A 15,263-nucleotide genomic window follows, 5' to 3' on the forward strand; every position below is an offset into this window, starting at 1 on the left:
CATGATGCGACGCGCTCTTCGTCTTCTGGCCGTGCTGGCGGCCCTGTCGGCCACCGCCAGCGGCGCGGCCCTGGCCGACGGCCTGGCGGTCGCGCGCCAGCGTGGCGAACTGGTGGTGGGCGTGCCGTACCTGGCGCCCGCGCCGCTGGCTGGCGCCAAGATCCGCACCCCGGAAGGGTTGGATATCGCCATGGCCGAGAAGCTGGCGCAGGAGCTGGGGCTGCCGTTCAGCCTGCGACAGGTGGCGGCCGCCGACGCGGCCCGGCTGCTGGCCGCGGGCGAGGTCGACGTGGTGCTGGCGGACCGCGCGCAGCCGGCACAGGGGCTGCCGGCCGAGCTGGCGGCGGTGGCCAGCGGCTACGCCACGCGGCCCAAGGCCGTGATCCGCAGCGATACCCGCATGCGCCAGGGCGCCGATGCGCGCGGCCGCAGCGTCTGCATGGCCGAGGCCGCCGTCGGCGCGCAGGCGCTGGCGCAAAGCTGGGGCGCGGTGGTGCGCACCTACCGGGTGCCGTCCGACGCGCTGGTAGCCGTGCGCGAGGGCAGTTGCGACATCGGCCTGATCGATGACACGGTCTGGGAGCCGCTGATGCGCTTTCCCGAATGGAACAAGTTCTCGGCGACACTGCGCGCCGATGGCGCCCGCCATGAACGGGTCTGGCTGCTGCCGGCGGCCGATACGGCAACGTCTGCCTGGCTGGCCGAGCGCATGCGCGATTGGGCCCGGATCGGCGCCTGGAAGGCCTTGCCAGCCAAATGGGCGCGCGACGTGGCCTTCGACGTCTACCTGGATCAGGAAGTGCCCGACTGCCACGGCTGAGGCTCGCCCGGCGCCGGATTCACCGGTTTTGGCTGCGTCCGGCGTGTTGCGGCCCGTTGCGGCGGGCCCGGCCCTTACAATGCCGGGCTATGACCACCACCTTGACCGCTGTCTGCTCGCACGAGGAAGACATCAAGAAAAGCCGCTTCGTCGCGCATGCCGCGCCCGTCGCCACCGTCGACGAGGCCATGGCGTTCTTCGCCGCGCGCAGCGACCCCGAGGCCACCCACAATTGCTGGGCCTACCGTATCGGCCAGGAATACCGCTTCAATGACGACGGCGAGCCCGGCGGCACCGCCGGGCGCCCCATCCTGCAGGCCATCGAAGGGCAGGGCATGGATCGCGTGGCGGTGCTGGTGGTGCGCTGGTTCGGCGGCGTCAAGTTGGGCGCCGGCGGCCTGGTGCGGGCCTATGGGGGCTGCGCCGCCAACTGCCTGCGCAACGGCCCGCGCACCGAGATCGTGGACCTGGCCACGGTGGCGTGCGCCTGCGGGTTTGCCGAGCTGCCGCTGCTCAAGTCGCGGCTGGCGCAGGCCGGGGCGGCGATCGTGCAGGAGGAATTTGGCGCCGACGGCGTGGCGCTGCGCTTTACCGTGCCGCGCGGCGCGCTCGCCGATCTGGAAATGACGGCGGCCAACATCACGCGCGGGCGCGCGGCCTGGGAACAATTGGCGTGACAAAGGGCAAGGGCCCCGCGGGGCCCTTGCGATTTACGCGTCCTGGCCGTTCTGGGCCGCCGCGATTTCCTGGTGGACTTTTTCCATGTCCACTTCCTTGATCTTGGTGAGCAGCTCGTTGAGCTGGCCGCCAGACAGGGCGCCCGGCTGCGAGAACAGCAGCACTTTTTCGCGGAACACCATCAGCGTGGGAATCGAGCGGATGCCCAGCGCGCCGGCCAGTTCCTGTTCGACGTCGGTGTTGACCTTGGCAAAGGTGACGTCGGGGTGCTCGGCGGCTGCCTGCTCGAATACCGGAGCGAAGCCACGGCAGGGGCCACACCAGGGAGCCCAGAAGTCCACGATCAGGGTGCCGTCCGGCGTGATGGCGTCCTGGAAGCTGTCTTTGGTGAGTTCAACAATACTCATTTTGTATCCTTGCCGCTCGCGCGGCGCAAAGGGTCGGTATCGGCGGCCCGGAAGGGAAGGCGCGGGCCGGATTCGGCGACGCGGCATTGCCAGTCCATAGTAGAGCGGGGACCGGCCACGTCGCAATGGTTGGCGCTGTGATGAGCGCAGTCTGCGGCTGGAGCGGGGCGGGCGGCGGCGGCGCCGGCTTCAGGCCGCGGTTGTCGTGGGCACGCCCGTGCCTTGCTTGAGCGCAGCGACGATTTCGAAGGAGCGCAGGCGGTCGGCGATCGCGTAGAAATCGGACACGATCATGACTTCGTCCGCTTCGGTTTCCGCCACCAGGGCCTCCAACCGGCGCTTGACGGTCTCGGGGCCGCCCACGATGGCGGCACCCAGGCGTTGGTTCACGGCCTCGCGTTCCCATTCGTTCCACAGCCCGTCCATGCTGTCGACCGGCGGCTGTAATTGCAGGCGGTTGCCCCGTACCAGCGACAGGAACTTGAGCTGCTGCGTGGTGGACAGGCGCTGTGCCTCGTCGTCGGTCGGGGCGGCCACCACCGGCACACCGATCATGGCGTACGGCCGGGCCAGTGTGGCGGACGGCTTGAACAGGTGGCGATACAGGCGCATCGCCGCCATACCCTCGGGCGAGAAGTGGCCGGCGAACGAGAATGGCAGGCCCAGTTCGGCCGCCAGCCGCGCGCTGAAGTCGCTCGACCCCAGCAGCCAGATGGGGATATCCAGGCCCTCGCCGGGAATCGCCCGCACCGGTTGCCCCGGGCGCGAGGGCGCGAAAAAGCCGCGCAGCTCCTCGAGCAGCGCCGGGAATTCCAGGCCGCTGCGCGGCCCGCGCCGCAGCGCGTGCTGGGTGGCGCCGTCGCTGCCCGGAGCGCGCCCCAGCCCCAGGTCGATGCGGCCGGGGTACAGGGTTTCGAGCGTGCCGAACTGTTCGGCGATGATCAGCGGCGCATGGTTGGGCAGCATCACGCCGCCCGAGCCCACGCGCAGGGTCGTGGTGTGCGCGGCGACATGGCCGATCAGCACCGCCGTGGCACTGCTGGCCACGCCGTTGATGTTGTGATGTTCGGCCAGCCAGAAGCGCTGGTAGCCCAGGCGTTCGACGTGCTGCGCCACCGCCACGCTGTTGCGGAAGGCGTCGGCGGCGTCGCGGCCCTGTACGATCGGGGCCAGATCCAGCACCGAGAAGGGGATGCGGGCAAGGTCGCTCATGGGCGGCGCTCGATATGGCGGCGCAGCCAGGCGGAATGCGGGGTGTGACGAGACAAGGTCGGCTCCATGGTCTTATATACATGGGGAGTGTATCGGCGAATTCAACCGTCTCCGACAGCAACCATGAGGGCTGGCGGGTTGATAGCGGCCCTCAATCGCGGCGATTGGCCGGACGGCCGGCGAACCGTGGCAGGCGTACCGGTATAGTGGTCATTTCGGCCTTGCAAACCCCGTTCCCATGACCTCTGGCTCGACCCCCGATTCCGCCGCGCCCGCCGTCGCGGGCATGACCGGCAGCTATCACGAGACCTCGCCGGTGACGTCCTTGCGCCCGCATTTCCTGTGCGCCTGGCGCAGCGAGCTGGCGCCGGACCAGGCCGCCGATGTGGCGGTGCTGCCTGACGGTTGCGCGGACATCCTGTGGACCGGGGATCGCCTGAGCGTGGTCGGTCCCGACGTCGTCGCCGCGCGTCCGCAACTGGCGCCGGGCGCGCGGGTGCTGGGCCTGCGCTTCCAGCCGGGCGCCGCGCGTGGCTGGCTGGGCGTGTCGCTGTCCGAGCTGGTGGGGCGCCGGGTCGAACTGGGCGCGCTCTGGGGCGACGGCTGCGCCGAGCGCGTCGCGCGGCGGGTGCGCGACGCCGCCACACCCGAAGCCCAGATGCTGGCCCTGCAGCAGGCGCTGGCGGACGACGCGCCGCGCCAGGAGGCGCCCGCATCGCGGGCCGCGGCCTTGTTCCGCTGGCTCGCGGCCGCGCCGCAAACCGGCGGGCCCAGTCTCGAAGACCGTTTGGCGATGAGCGAGCGCAGCGTGCGTCGATTCAGCCATGAGCATTTCGGCTATGGTCCCAAGATGCTCGAACGCATCCTGCGGTTGCAGCGCTTCATCGGACTGCTGCGCGGCCCGGCGGACCCTCCGCTGGCCATGCTGGCCGCGCTGGCCGGCTATGCCGACCAGGCGCACCTGAGCCGCGAAGTGCGGGCGCTGTGCGGCATGACCCCCTCGGCGCTGCGTGAGCAGGCGCGCGGCTAGCGGCGCGCGGCTAGCGGCGTGGCTGGCGTTTGGCCGTTTCGTTCAAGACGCGGCCGTGCGAATCGGAGATGATGCGGTTTTCTTCGATATCCGCGGGAGACACGCATGGGCACCACCGGCAATAACCACCAGATCGACAACATCGAATTCAACGTCGCCGACATCGCGCGCAGCAAGCGCTTTTATGGCGAGGCATTTGGCTGGTCTTGCACCGATTATGGGCCGACCTACACCGAATTCTCGGATGGACGCCTGAAGGGCGGCTTCACCACCGGCGAGCCGGTGCGCCCGGGCGGGCCGCTGGTGATCCTGTATGCCGACGACCTGGCCGACGCGCAGCGCCGCGTAATCGCGGCGGGCGGCCGCATCAGCCGTGAAGCCTTCGATTTCCCCGGCGGCCGCCGCTTCCATTTCACCGACCTGGACGGCTACGAGCTGGCGGTCTGGACCGCCGTGCCCTGACGGCGGCCCAACGATGAAAAGACCGCCGCCTTCCGGATGGGAAGCGCGGCGGTTTGGTGGAAATGCAAGGCTTCGCGGGCGTTATTCCGGGAAGAACGCGTAGCGGATCACGAACAGGATCGCCACCAACCAGGTGGCCGGATGCACGTCCCGCACGCGGCCCGTGGCGGTCTTGAGCACCACATAGCTGATGAAGCCGAAGGCGATGCCGTTGGCGATGGAGTAGGTGAACGGCATCACCAGCGCCGTCAGCGCGGCCGGGGTGGCTTCGCAGACGTCGTTCCAGTCGATGTCGATCAGTTCGCGCATCATCAGGCCGGCCACGTAGAGCAGGGCGGGCGCGGTGGCGTAGGCGGGCACGGCGCCGGCCAGCGGCGAGATGAACAGCGCGGCCAGGAACAGCACGGCCACCACCAGCGCGGTCAGGCCGGTGCGGCCGCCGGCCTGCACGCCCGAGGCGCTTTCGACGTAGGCGGTGGTGCTGCTGGTGCCCAGCATCGAACCGGCGACGATGGCGGTGCTGTCGGCGAACAGGGCGCGGCCCAGGCGGTTGGGACGGTTCTCCGGCACCAGGCCGGCGCGCTTGGCCACGCCCACCAGCGTGCCGGTGGCGTCGAACACCTCGACCAGCACGAACACCAGGATGACATGCACGAAACCGGTATGCAGCGCGCCCAGGATGTCCAGCTTGAGCAGCGTCGGCGCCAGGCTCGGCGGCGCGGCGAACACGCCCTTGAATTCGTTGTAGCCCAGCGCCATCGACAACACCGTGACCACCAGGATGCCGATCAGGATGGCGCCGCGCACGCGCAGCGCGTCCAGCGAGGCGATGATGAAAAAGCCCAGGATGGCGAACAGCGGCCCCGGCGCGGTCAGGTTGCCCAGCGTCACCTTGGTGGCCGGATGCGCCGCCACGATGCCCGCGCTGGAGAGCGCGATAATGGCCAGGAACAGGCCGATGCCGGCGGCGATGGCGCTGCGCAGCGAATGCGGGATGCCCTTGACCAGCCAGACCCGGATGCCCGAGATGGTCAGGATCAGGAAGATCACGCCCGAGATGAACACGGCGCCCAGCGCCTGCTCCCAGGTGTAGCCCATGGTCTTGACCACGGTGAAGGCGAAGAAGGCGTTCAGCCCCATGCCCGGCGCCATGCCGATCGGCCAGTTGGCGATCAGCGCCATCACCAGCGAGCCCAGCGCGGCCGCCAGGCAGGTGGCAACGAACACGGCGCTGCGGTCCATGCCGGTGGACGAGAGGATGTCCGGGTTCACGAAGATGATGTACGACATGGTCAGGAATGTCGTCAGGCCGGCCACGATTTCGGTTCTCGCGGTCGTGCCGTGTTCACGCAGGTTGAATAGCTTCTCCAGCATTCTTATCCCCAGGGTGCTTGCAGGCTCGGGTTGTCGGAAGAGGGCGCGGGCGCCCTCCGTCATTTTGTAAACGGGCGTATTTTCGCATCAGTTGTAAACTCTGCCGCCATGATTATTCTCGGCTTTGAAAGCTCCTGCGACGAAACGGGCGTCGCCGCCGTCTGCACGGAACGCGGCCTGCTCGCGCACGCGCTGCATACCCAGATCGCCATGCACCAGGAATACGGGGGCGTGGTGCCCGAACTCGCCTCGCGCGACCATATCCGGCGCGTGGTGCCGCTGACCCGCCAGGTGCTGCAAGAGGCCGGCCTGCAAATGTCGGACATTGGCGCGGTGGCCTACACCGCCGGGCCCGGGCTGGCCGGCGCGCTGCTGGTGGGCGCCAGCGTGGCGCAGTCGTTTGCCTGGTCACGCCACCTGCCCGCCATCGCCATCCATCACCTGGAAGGCCACCTGCTGTCGCCGATGCTGGCCGATCCGCGGCCGGACTTTCCGTTCGTGGCCTTGCTGGTGTCAGGCGGTCACACACAATTGATGCGGGTCGACGGGGTGGGGCGCTACGCATTGCTGGGCGAAACCCTGGACGATGCCGCCGGCGAAGCGTTCGACAAGTCGGCCAAGCTGATGGGGCTGGGCTACCCGGGCGGCCCCGCGCTGGCGCGCCTGGCGGACCTGGGCGATGCCGTGCGTTTCGACCTGCCGCGCCCCATGCTGCACAGCGGCGACCTGGATTTCAGCTTCAGCGGCCTGAAGACCGCCGTGCTGACCCGGGTCAAGGCGGCCGAGCAGGCGGGCGGGCTGGACGAACAGACCCGCGCCGATCTGGCGGCGGCCACCCAGGCCGCCATCGTCGAGGTGCTGGCGGCCAAGTCGATCCGCGCCCTGAAACAGACCGGACTGCGGCGCCTGGTGGTGGCCGGCGGGGTCGGCGCCAACCAGTTGCTGCGCGCCAAGCTGGCCGCCGCGCTCAAGCCGCTCAAGGCCCAGGCCTATTTCCCGCCGCTGTCGTTGTGCACCGACAACGGCGCCATGATCGCTTTCGCGGCGGCCGAACGCGTCAAGGCCGGCCTGGCGACGTTGGATCCGGACGCGCACGGCTTCACCGTGCGGCCGCGCTGGGATCTGGCGGAACTCGCCCCGGACGGGCAATGAAAAAGGGGGCCGAAGCCCCCTCGTTCGTCTCGGCGCGCGCCCCGCGCTCAGCCCCGCGTCACGGCTTCTTGCCGCCGCCGATGCGGCTTTCCGTGCCCTGTACCAGGCGCGTGATGTTGGCGCGGTGGCGGTAGAACAGCAGCACGCCGATGATGGCCAGGGCGATCCCCATGGCCGGTTGGGCGCGCCAGGCCAGGCCGGAGCCGAAAACGTAGTAGACCGGGGCGAAGAAGGCGGCCACCAGCGAGGCCAGCGAGGAATAGCGGAAGAACACGGCGATGATCAGCCAGGTGGCCGCCGTGGCGAGCGCCAGCCAGGGCTGGATGGCGACCAGCACGCCGAGCGCGGTGGCCACGCCCTTGCCGCCCTTGAATCCCAGGAAAATCGGGTACAGATGCCCCAGGAAGGCCGCCACGGCCACCGCGGCCAGCGGGCCCGGGGCGATACCGGGCGCCAGCCGCTGCGCCAGCCAGACCGCGAACCAGCCCTTGGCGGCATCACCCAGCAAGGTCAGCGCGGCGGCGGTTTTGTTGCCGGTGCGCAGCACATTGGTGGCGCCGGGGTTCTTCGAACCGTAGCTGCGGGGATCCTGCAACCCCATGAGCTTGCTGACGACCACCGCGAAGGGCACGGAGCCGATCAGGTAGGCCAGCAGGATGAGTGCCGCGGAGAACGCCAGGGAAGGTTCGGTGATCGCCATGGGTAAGAATGTCCGTTGTTATGAGTGCAATGGTCTCGGTGGCTGCGGATTCTACCCCGGTCCTCGCCCGGCCCGGGTGCGGGTTAGCGAGCGGATGGCCCCGGGCAGACATCCCGGCGCCCGCCGCGGACGGTACAATCCAGCCGGTTCACCGGTGTTTTATTTTCTTTCGGATGCACAATGCGAATTCTGGTTTCGAACGATGATGGTTACTCGGCCCCCGGGCTCGAAGCGCTGGTCAAGGCGCTGCAAGGCCTGGGCGATCTGACTGTCGTCGCGCCCGAGACCAACCACAGCGGCGCGTCCAATTCCCTGACGCTGAACCGCCCGCTGTCGGTGCGCACCGCCTCCAATGGCTTCATCGCGGTCAACGGCACGCCGTCCGACTGCGTTCACGTGGCCTTGACCGGGCTGATGGATGCGCGTCCCGACCTGGTGGTGTCGGGCATCAACAACGGCGCCAACATGGGCGACGACACGCTCTATTCGGGCACGGTGGCCGCCGCCAGCGAAGGCTACCTGTTCGGCATCCCGGCCATCGCCTTCTCGCTGGCCGAGAAAGGCTGGGAGCATATCGAGTCGGCCGCGCGCGCCGCCCGCCTGGTGGTCGAACGCCATCTGGCGCAGCCGCTGGCCGCGCCGGTGCTGCTGAACGTCAACATCCCCAACCGCCGCTTCGAGGACATGCACGGCTTCCAGGTCACGCGCCTGGGCAAGCGCCATCCCTCGCAGCCGGTGGTGCGCACCACCACTCCCTACGGCGACGAGGTCTACTGGATCGGCCCGGTCGGGCAGGCGGCGGATGCCACCCCCGGCACCGACTTCCACGCGGTGGCGCAAGGCATGGTGTCGGTCACGCCGCTGCGGCTGGATCTGACCCAGCACAGCCAGCTCGACGAAATCCGGACCTGGGCGGAGCCGCTATGCGCCGACGCGTAAGCCAGCCGGACGTGTCCCAGGCGGTGCCCGGGCGCCCCAGCCCGGTGCGCTACGATTCCGGCCGGCTCAGCCCCGGCGTCACGCCGGCCAACAGCAACACCCGCGTCTCGGCCGCCACGCTGCAAAGCCAGGCCAAGGCGCCCGCGCCCGCGGCCGGGGGCAATCTCGGGCTCAACTCCGACCGCCTGCGCCAGGCCATGGTGCAGCGCCTGCGCGGCCAGGGCGTCAGCGACGAACGCGTGCTCAACGCCATGGCGACGGTGCCGCGCCACCTGTTCGTCGACGAGGCGCTGGCCAGCCGGGCCTACGAAGACGCGGCCTTGCCCATCGGTCATTCGCAGACCATCTCGCAGCCGTGGGTGGTGGCGCGCATGATCGCCGCCGTTTGCGAAGACCGCACGCCGACTCGCGTGCTCGAGGTCGGCGCCGGTTGCGGCTACCAGGCCGCGGTGCTGGCGCAGTTCGTGCGCGAGGTGCATTCGATCGAGCGCATCCGCGGCCTGTACGAGCTGGCGCGCGAACACCTGCGCGCCTTGCGGCTGACCACGCGCATCCGCTTGATCTACGGTGACGGCATGCTGGGCCTGCCCGGCGTGGCGCCGTTCGATGCTATCGTTGTGGCTGCCGCCGGCCTGGCCATCCCGCAGGCGCTGCTGATGCAGCTCGCGCCGGGCGGACGCCTGATCGCTCCCGAAGGGGGCGCCAACCAACGCCTGGTGCTGATCGAACGCACCGGCGCCGCCAGCTGGAACCGTACTGAACTAGAGGCCGTGCGCTTTGTGCCGCTGCGTGCCGGAATACAATCTTGAGCAAACAGGAGAAACGTATGCTCAACGGGCAGTTGCAACTGACCGATATGACCCTCGGCGTGTCCATGACGCGCCTGCGCCGCCCGGTTTTTGTGGCCGGCGTCCTCAGCCTGGCCATCCTGGCCGGCTGCGCTTCCAAAGGCACGCGCGCGCCGGTCGTCGACCTGACCGGTGGCCAGCCGTCGGCCGCCGCCCAGCCGGGTGGCAGCTATGTCGTCAAGCCGGGCGACACGCTCTACAAGATCGCCCGTGCCAACAACGTCGATGTCGAGAACATCAAGCGCTGGAACAACCTCAGTGATCCCAACCAGATTTCGGTGGGACAGGTGTTGAAGATGTCCGGCGGCGCCGGCGGTGTCGCGCAACCGGCGCCCATCGCCAGCAACAAGGCGCAACCGCGTCCGCTGGACCAGCCCGCCGATACCTCGGCCACCGCCACGGCTTCGCTGCCGCCGCCCGCGCCCACGCCGGCTGAAACCAAGCCCGCCACGCGCGCGGCCGATGCCGGCGTGATCAACTGGGCCTGGCCGGCCGGCGGCCAGATCATGCAGGGCTTCAACAACAACAGCAAGGGCATCGATATCGCCGGCGCGCTGGGCGACCCGGTCACCGCCGCGGCGGATGGCAAGGTCATGTACAGCGGCAACGGCGTGCGCGGCCTGGGCAACCTGATCATCGTCAACCACCAGAACGGCTTCATCACGGCGTATGCGCACAACCGCACCCTGCTCGTGAAGACCGGTCAGGACGTCAAGCGCGGCGCCAAGATCGCCGAGATCGGCCAGAGCGACACCACCTCGCCGCGCCTGCATTTCGAGATCCGCCGCCAGGGTACCCCCGTGGACCCGATGCAATACCTGCCCGCCAAATGACGCCCACCCTGGTATTCGACCTCGAGACCATTCCCGACGCCGACGGCCTGCGCAAGCTCAATGGCTGGGGCGCCGACGTCCCCGACGCCGAGGTCGTCGAGCGTGCCCTGACCGCGCGCCGCGAGGCCGTGGGCCACGACTTCCTGCCGCTGCACCTGCACAAGGTCGCCGTGGTCGGCTGCGTGTTCCGCGACGATCAGGGCTTTCGCGTCAAGACGCTGGGCCAGCCGGACGACCCGGAAGCCGCCTTGCTGGCCGGCTTCTTCAAGACCATCGAGCGTTACACGCCCAGGCTGGTCAGCTGGAACGGCTCCGGCTTCGACCTGCCGGTGCTGCACTACCGCAGCCTGATCCACGGCGTGCCGGCGCCGCGCTACTGGGACATGGGCGAGGAAGACCGCGATTTCAAGTTCAACAACTACATCTCGCGCTACCACAACCGCCACATCGATCTGATGGATCTGCTGGCCAAGTACAACGGCCGCGCCAACGCGCCGCTGGACGAGCTGGCCAAGCTGTGCGGCTTTCCGGGCAAGCTCGGCATGGACGGCAGCAAGGTCTGGGAGGCCTGGAGTCAAGGCCGCGCCGACGAGGTGCGCGCCTATTGCGAGACCGACGTGGTCAACACCTGGCTGGTGTATTGCCGCTTCCGCTTCCTGCGTGGCGAACTCGACCGCACCGCCTACGATGCCGAGATCGCGCTGGTGCGCGATACGCTCGCGGCCAGCGATGCGGCGCACTGGAAGGAATATCTGGCGGCCTGGGACGCCAACTGAGCGCCGCGCGCATCGCCGCGACACGCGCAAAACACGGGGCCCACGAGGCCTCGTTTTTATGCCCTGTGAAGGCGCAATCGACTGAAACATAGCTTGCGGGGACGAAACCTGGATGAAACCAGGGCAATCGCACAATGGTCTCGCTTTCTTCACTTTCAGGAGACCTACATGTCCCGATTCGCACTCCGCTCCAACCTGGCTGCCCTGGCCATGGTCGCCGCCACCGGCGGCTTGCTGGCCGGTTCCGTCGTGGCGGCCGCGCCCGCCGACGGGGGGCCCGCCGCGATGCACGAAGGCCACCATGGCGCTGGCTTCCACAAGAGCATGCGCGACGGCTTGTGGATCCCGGGCCTGGGCCCCGTGTCCAAGGCGCAACTGGACCAGCTCAAGCTGGACGACAAGCAGCAGGCCCTGGTCAAGACCGCGCAGGACGGCCAGCGCAATCTGCATGAAGCCATGCGCGCGTCGGGCGGCCAGCGCCACGACTTGCTCAAGGCGCAACTGGACAGCGGCAAGCTCGACCCGCGCGCGCTGCTCGAACAATCCGACAAGTCGCGCGACCAGTTCAGCGCGCAGGCCAGGCAGGTGCGCGATCAGTGGCTGGCCGTGTGGGACAGCCTGAACGACGCCCAGCGCACCCAGGTGACGCAGATGCTCAAGGAGCGCCAGGCCAAGATGCAGGAACGCCACGCCGCGCGCATGGAAGGCCGCCATGGCAAGGGGCCGGGCAACGCGCCGGGCGCCGTGCCGCCGCCGGCCGCGCCCGCCGCCAACTGACGCCCCCGACACGGCGGGCGCCCCCGCCGGACGGCCGCGCGCCGTCCGCCGCTGGCGCCCGGGCCGCTCCGACCCGCCCCGTCCCGCGCTCGCGGGGCGGGTTTTTTCTTTGCGCGCCGTGAACCGCCATGGCGCGCAAGCCCCATTTTGAGGCGCCGCCGCCTGCGTCCGTGGCGGCGCGCACCGCGTTGGTGCGGCGGGCTGCGCGCTTTCAGCGCAACGCCAGTGGGCTGACACGCAAGTGAAACCTGGCACGGACATTGCTTCAGGGAAGGGGAGCCGGTTACCTGCCGTTGCACCGCCGGCCCGACGGATGCGCCCACGGCCTTCCTCCTCCTCGTTAAATCCGATCAGGACACCGCACCATGAAGAAGACGTTGCTAGCCTTGCCCCTTGCGCTTGCCGCTTGTTTCGTTGCAACGGCACAGGCCGAACCCACCGACCTGGGCGGTGGTTTTTCGCTCAGCGGCAATGCCACGATCGCCAGCGACTACCGCTTTCGCGGCTATTCGCAGACCGACTTCCGGCCGGCCGCCCAACTGGGTTTCGACCTGAACCACAGCTCCGGCTTCTACCTGGGCAACTGGAACTCCAACGTGTCCAGCTTCGTCTACACCGACGGCAACCTGGAAATGGACTTCTATGGCGGCTGGAAGGGCGACGTGGGCGGCGGCTTCACGCTCGATGCCGGCGTGCTGCATTACTACTATCCGGGCTCCAGCTCGCCCAAGGGCGGCAACTACAACAATACCGACCTGTACCTGGCCGCGACCTACGGCAACTACACCCTCAAGTACTCGTACACGCCGAGCGATTTCTTCAGCACGCCCGACAGCAAGGGCACCTGGTACCTGGACGGCACGGCCAACTTCGACCTGGGCGACGGCTGGGGCCTGGTGGGCCACCTCGGTTACCAGAAGCTCAAGAACCAGGTCAACATGGATGGCGATTCCATCGGCCATTATGTCGATTACAAGGTCGGCGTGACCAAGGATCTGAAGGGCTGGGTGCTGGGCCTGGCCGCCGTCGGCGCCACCAAGGACAACTGGCTGCCGACCAAGTACGGCCATCCGTCGGGCCGCCTGGGCGCGGTGTTCTCGGTGTCGCGTTCGTTCTGATATCCATCCGTGGCGGCGTCCTGACCGGCGCCGGCGTTGGGGGGCTTGATGGAGACTGCCCGGTGGGCCGTCTCCGGCAAGTCCCCCTTTTTTCGGGCGCGCGCGGGCCGCCGCCGAATCCTCTTACAATGCCGGGTTGCGTGAATTTTCTGGACTGCGTGAGATGTCTGACGTTTTGAGTATCGAATCCCTGGACCTGGAAGCCCGGGGTATCGCCCGCCGCGATGGCAAGGTCGTGTTCGTGGAAGGCGCCTTGCCGGGCGAGCGGGTCACCGCGACCACCGTGCGCCGCAAGCCGTCCTACGAAATCGCGCGGGTCGAGCAGGTGCTGCGTCCGTCGTCGCAGCGCGTGGTGCCGCGCTGTCCGCATTTCGGCGTCTGTGGCGGCTGTGCCATGCAGCACCTGGAGCCGTCCACCCAGGTGGCGATCAAACAACGCTCGCTCGAAGACACCTTCTGGCACGTCGGCAAGCTGCGTCCGGCGCGCATCCTGGCGCCGCTGCATGGCCCGACCTGGGGTTACCGCTACCGCGCCCGCCTGTCGGTGCGCGTGGTGCCCAAGAAGGGCGGGGTGCTGGTGGGCTTTCACGAGCGCAAGAGCAGCTACGTGGCCGACATGCGCGAATGCCATGTGCTGCCGCGCCACGTCAGCGACCTGCTGATGCCGCTGCGCGCCATGATCGCGTCGATGTCCGCGCCCGACCGCCTGCCGCAGGTGGAAGTGTCGCTGGGCGATGGCGTGACCGCGCTGGTGCTGCGCCACCTGCTGCCGCTGACCGACCACGACATCGCCGTGCTGCGCGCGTTCGCCGACAAGCACGACGTGCAATGGTGGCTGCAGCCCAAGGGCCCGGACACCGTGCATCCGCTGGTGCCCGAGCACCGCGATACGCTGACCTACACCATGCCCGAGTTCGGCCTGCGCATGCCGTACCGGCCGACCGACTTCACCCAGGTCAACCACGCCATCAACCGCTCGATGGTGTCGCGCGCGCTCAAGCTGCTGGAAGTGCAGCCCACCGACCGCGTCGCCGACCTGTTCTGCGGCCTGGGCAATTTCACGTTGCCGCTGGCGACCCAGGGCCGCGAGGCCGTGGGCGTGGAGGGCAGCAAGGCGCTGACCGACCGCGCTTACGAGGCCGCCGCGCGCCATGGGCTGGGCGAGCGCACGAGCTTCGCCACCCTGAACCTGTTCGAGGTCGACGTCGAATGGCTGCGCGGCCTGGGCTTTTTCGACCGCATGCTGATCGATCCGCCGCGCGAAGGCGCGCAGGCCGTGGCGCAGGCGCTGTCGCAACTGAAGGTCGAAGAGCGCCCGCGCCGCATCGTCTACGTGTCCTGTAATCCCGCCACGCTGGCGCGCGACGCGGCCATCATGGTGCACGAGGGCGGCTACCTGCTCAAGAGCGCCGGCGTGATCAACATGTTCCCGCATACCGGCCACGTGGAGTCGATCGCGGTGTTCGAATCGCTGGACGCCGAGGGCGTGCGCGAAGTGCAGGAGCGCGCCCGCCAGCGCGCCTTGCAGCAGGCGGCCGACGCCTTGGCGGCGGAGGCGGAAAAGGCGGCCGCGGCCGCCGAGAAGGCCGCGGCCAAGCAGGCGGCGACCGACGCCTACCACGCCCGTGTCGCGGCCGAAGGCGAAGCGTCGGCGCAAGGCCAGGCGTGAGCCTTGCGGCCGGCGCGGATCCGGCCACGGGCAAGAAGGGCAAGCCAGCGGGCTTGCCCTTTTTCTTACTGGACGCCCCCCAGGTTTTCCAGGATGGGGCAGTCGGGGCGGTCGTCGCCGTGGCAGTTGTGGGCCAGATGCTTGAGCGTGGCCGCCATGTCGCGCAGGGCGCAGGCCTTGCGTTCCAGTTCGGTCACGTGTTCGAGCGCGATGCGCTTGACGTCGGCGCTGGCGCGGCTGCGGTCGCGCCACAGCGCCAGCAGCTCGTTCATCTGCTCCACCGAAAAGCCCAGGTCGCGCGCGCGCCGCACGAAACGCAGCGTGTGCAGGTCGTGTTCGCTGTAGACGCGGTAGCCCGAATCCTTGCGCAGCGCCGGGCCGATCAGCCCGATGCTCTCGTAGTAGCGGATCATCTTGGCCGAGATGCCCGATTCCCGGGCCGCTTGTCCGATGTTCATGACAGGTCTC

Annotated in this window: 17 protein-coding genes; 12 read left to right on the plus strand and 5 right to left on the minus strand. The window is 68.9% G+C overall.

The features are described 5' to 3' along the window. The first annotated feature begins 1 nt into the window (after position 1). Complete coding sequence (locus tag ACN6O8_RS07410; RefSeq protein WP_427990412.1) at positions 2-820, plus strand: transporter substrate-binding domain-containing protein; 819 nt, start codon at positions 2-4, stop codon at positions 818-820. An 89-nt stretch (positions 821-909) separates the two neighbouring features. After that, positions 910-1,497, plus strand: coding sequence for an IMPACT family protein (locus ACN6O8_RS07415; protein WP_427990413.1), 588 nt, complete (start codon positions 910-912; stop codon positions 1,495-1,497). 33 nt (positions 1,498-1,530) lie between these two features. Here ACN6O8_RS07415 and ACN6O8_RS07420 read toward each other — a convergent pair whose 3' ends face one another. Together ACN6O8_RS07420 and ACN6O8_RS07425 are read right to left on the minus strand one after the other, a co-directional pair. After that, the gene (locus ACN6O8_RS07420) at positions 1,531-1,905 is read right to left on the minus strand and encodes a thioredoxin family protein (RefSeq protein WP_427990414.1); all 375 of its coding nucleotides are present in this window, start codon (positions 1,903-1,905) and stop codon (positions 1,531-1,533) included. A 189-nt stretch (positions 1,906-2,094) separates the two neighbouring features. Then, complete coding sequence (locus ACN6O8_RS07425) at positions 2,095-3,117, minus strand: LLM class flavin-dependent oxidoreductase (RefSeq protein ID WP_427990415.1); 1,023 nt, start codon at positions 3,115-3,117, stop codon at positions 2,095-2,097. Between the two features lie 238 nt (positions 3,118-3,355). Here ACN6O8_RS07425 and ACN6O8_RS07430 point away from each other — a divergent pair, with 238 nt between their 5' ends. Then, positions 3,356-4,147 carry a helix-turn-helix domain-containing protein gene (locus ACN6O8_RS07430; RefSeq protein ID WP_427990416.1) on the plus strand — a complete coding sequence of 264 codons (792 nt, stop codon included), beginning with the start codon at positions 3,356-3,358 and terminating at the stop codon, positions 4,145-4,147. A 105-nt stretch (positions 4,148-4,252) separates the two neighbouring features. After that, the gene (locus ACN6O8_RS07435) at positions 4,253-4,609 is read left to right on the plus strand and encodes a VOC family protein (RefSeq protein WP_427990417.1); all 357 of its coding nucleotides are present in this window, start codon (positions 4,253-4,255) and stop codon (positions 4,607-4,609) included. Between the two features lie 81 nt (positions 4,610-4,690). Here the strand turns inward: ACN6O8_RS07435 and ACN6O8_RS07440 are convergent, their stop codons facing one another. Beyond that, positions 4,691-5,983 (minus strand): NCS2 family permease, encoded by a 1,293-nt coding sequence (locus ACN6O8_RS07440; protein ID WP_427990418.1) that lies wholly within the window; start codon positions 5,981-5,983, stop codon positions 4,691-4,693. A 108-nt stretch (positions 5,984-6,091) separates the two neighbouring features. Here ACN6O8_RS07440 and tsaD point away from each other — a divergent pair, with 108 nt between their 5' ends. Next, positions 6,092-7,135, plus strand: coding sequence for a tRNA (adenosine(37)-N6)-threonylcarbamoyltransferase complex transferase subunit TsaD (tsaD, locus tag ACN6O8_RS07445; RefSeq protein ID WP_427990419.1), 1,044 nt, complete (start codon positions 6,092-6,094; stop codon positions 7,133-7,135). A gap of 58 nt (positions 7,136-7,193) precedes the next feature. Here tsaD and plsY read toward each other — a convergent pair whose 3' ends face one another. Next, the gene (gene plsY, locus ACN6O8_RS07450) at positions 7,194-7,835 is read right to left on the minus strand and encodes a glycerol-3-phosphate 1-O-acyltransferase PlsY (RefSeq protein WP_427990420.1); all 642 of its coding nucleotides are present in this window, start codon (positions 7,833-7,835) and stop codon (positions 7,194-7,196) included. A gap of 180 nt (positions 7,836-8,015) precedes the next feature. On the opposite strand from plsY, the gene surE reads away from it, so the two are divergent. From surE to rlmD, 7 genes are all read left to right on the plus strand, one after another. Next, a complete protein-coding gene (gene surE, locus ACN6O8_RS07455; protein WP_427990421.1) occupies positions 8,016-8,774 on the plus strand; it encodes a 5'/3'-nucleotidase SurE in 759 nt (252 codons plus the stop codon). Then, positions 8,759-9,583: a protein-L-isoaspartate(D-aspartate) O-methyltransferase gene (locus ACN6O8_RS07460; protein ID WP_427990422.1), complete on the plus strand. Its 825-nt coding sequence runs from the start codon at positions 8,759-8,761 to the stop codon at positions 9,581-9,583. The genes surE and ACN6O8_RS07460 overlap by 16 nt, the downstream gene beginning before the upstream one ends. A gap of 17 nt (positions 9,584-9,600) precedes the next feature. Then, positions 9,601-10,455, plus strand: coding sequence for a peptidoglycan DD-metalloendopeptidase family protein (locus tag ACN6O8_RS07465; RefSeq protein ID WP_427990423.1), 855 nt, complete (start codon positions 9,601-9,603; stop codon positions 10,453-10,455). After that, positions 10,452-11,231, plus strand: a complete 780-nt coding sequence (locus ACN6O8_RS07470) for a 3'-5' exonuclease (protein WP_427990424.1) — start codon at positions 10,452-10,454, stop codon at positions 11,229-11,231. Before ACN6O8_RS07465 ends, ACN6O8_RS07470 begins: the two co-directional genes overlap by 4 nt. A gap of 168 nt (positions 11,232-11,399) precedes the next feature. Then, entirely contained in the window at positions 11,400-12,008 is a 609-nt protein-coding gene (locus tag ACN6O8_RS07475; RefSeq protein ID WP_427990425.1) for a hypothetical protein, read from the plus strand. A 365-nt stretch (positions 12,009-12,373) separates the two neighbouring features. Next, complete coding sequence (locus ACN6O8_RS07480; RefSeq protein ID WP_427990426.1) at positions 12,374-13,126, plus strand: TorF family putative porin; 753 nt, start codon at positions 12,374-12,376, stop codon at positions 13,124-13,126. 163 nt (positions 13,127-13,289) lie between these two features. Further along, positions 13,290-14,795, plus strand: coding sequence for a 23S rRNA (uracil(1939)-C(5))-methyltransferase RlmD (gene rlmD, locus ACN6O8_RS07485; RefSeq protein ID WP_427990427.1), 1,506 nt, complete (start codon positions 13,290-13,292; stop codon positions 14,793-14,795). 65 nt (positions 14,796-14,860) lie between these two features. Here the strand turns inward: rlmD and cueR are convergent, their stop codons facing one another. Then, on the minus strand, positions 14,861-15,253 hold the full coding sequence (gene cueR / locus ACN6O8_RS07490) for a Cu(I)-responsive transcriptional regulator (protein ID WP_427990428.1): 393 nt from the start codon (positions 15,251-15,253) through the stop codon (positions 14,861-14,863). Positions 15,254-15,263: the final 10 nt, after the last annotated feature.

The sequence above is a fragment of the Achromobacter sp. genome (assembly GCF_050285565.1).
Lineage (GTDB): Bacteria > Pseudomonadota > Gammaproteobacteria > Burkholderiales > Burkholderiaceae_B > Achromobacter.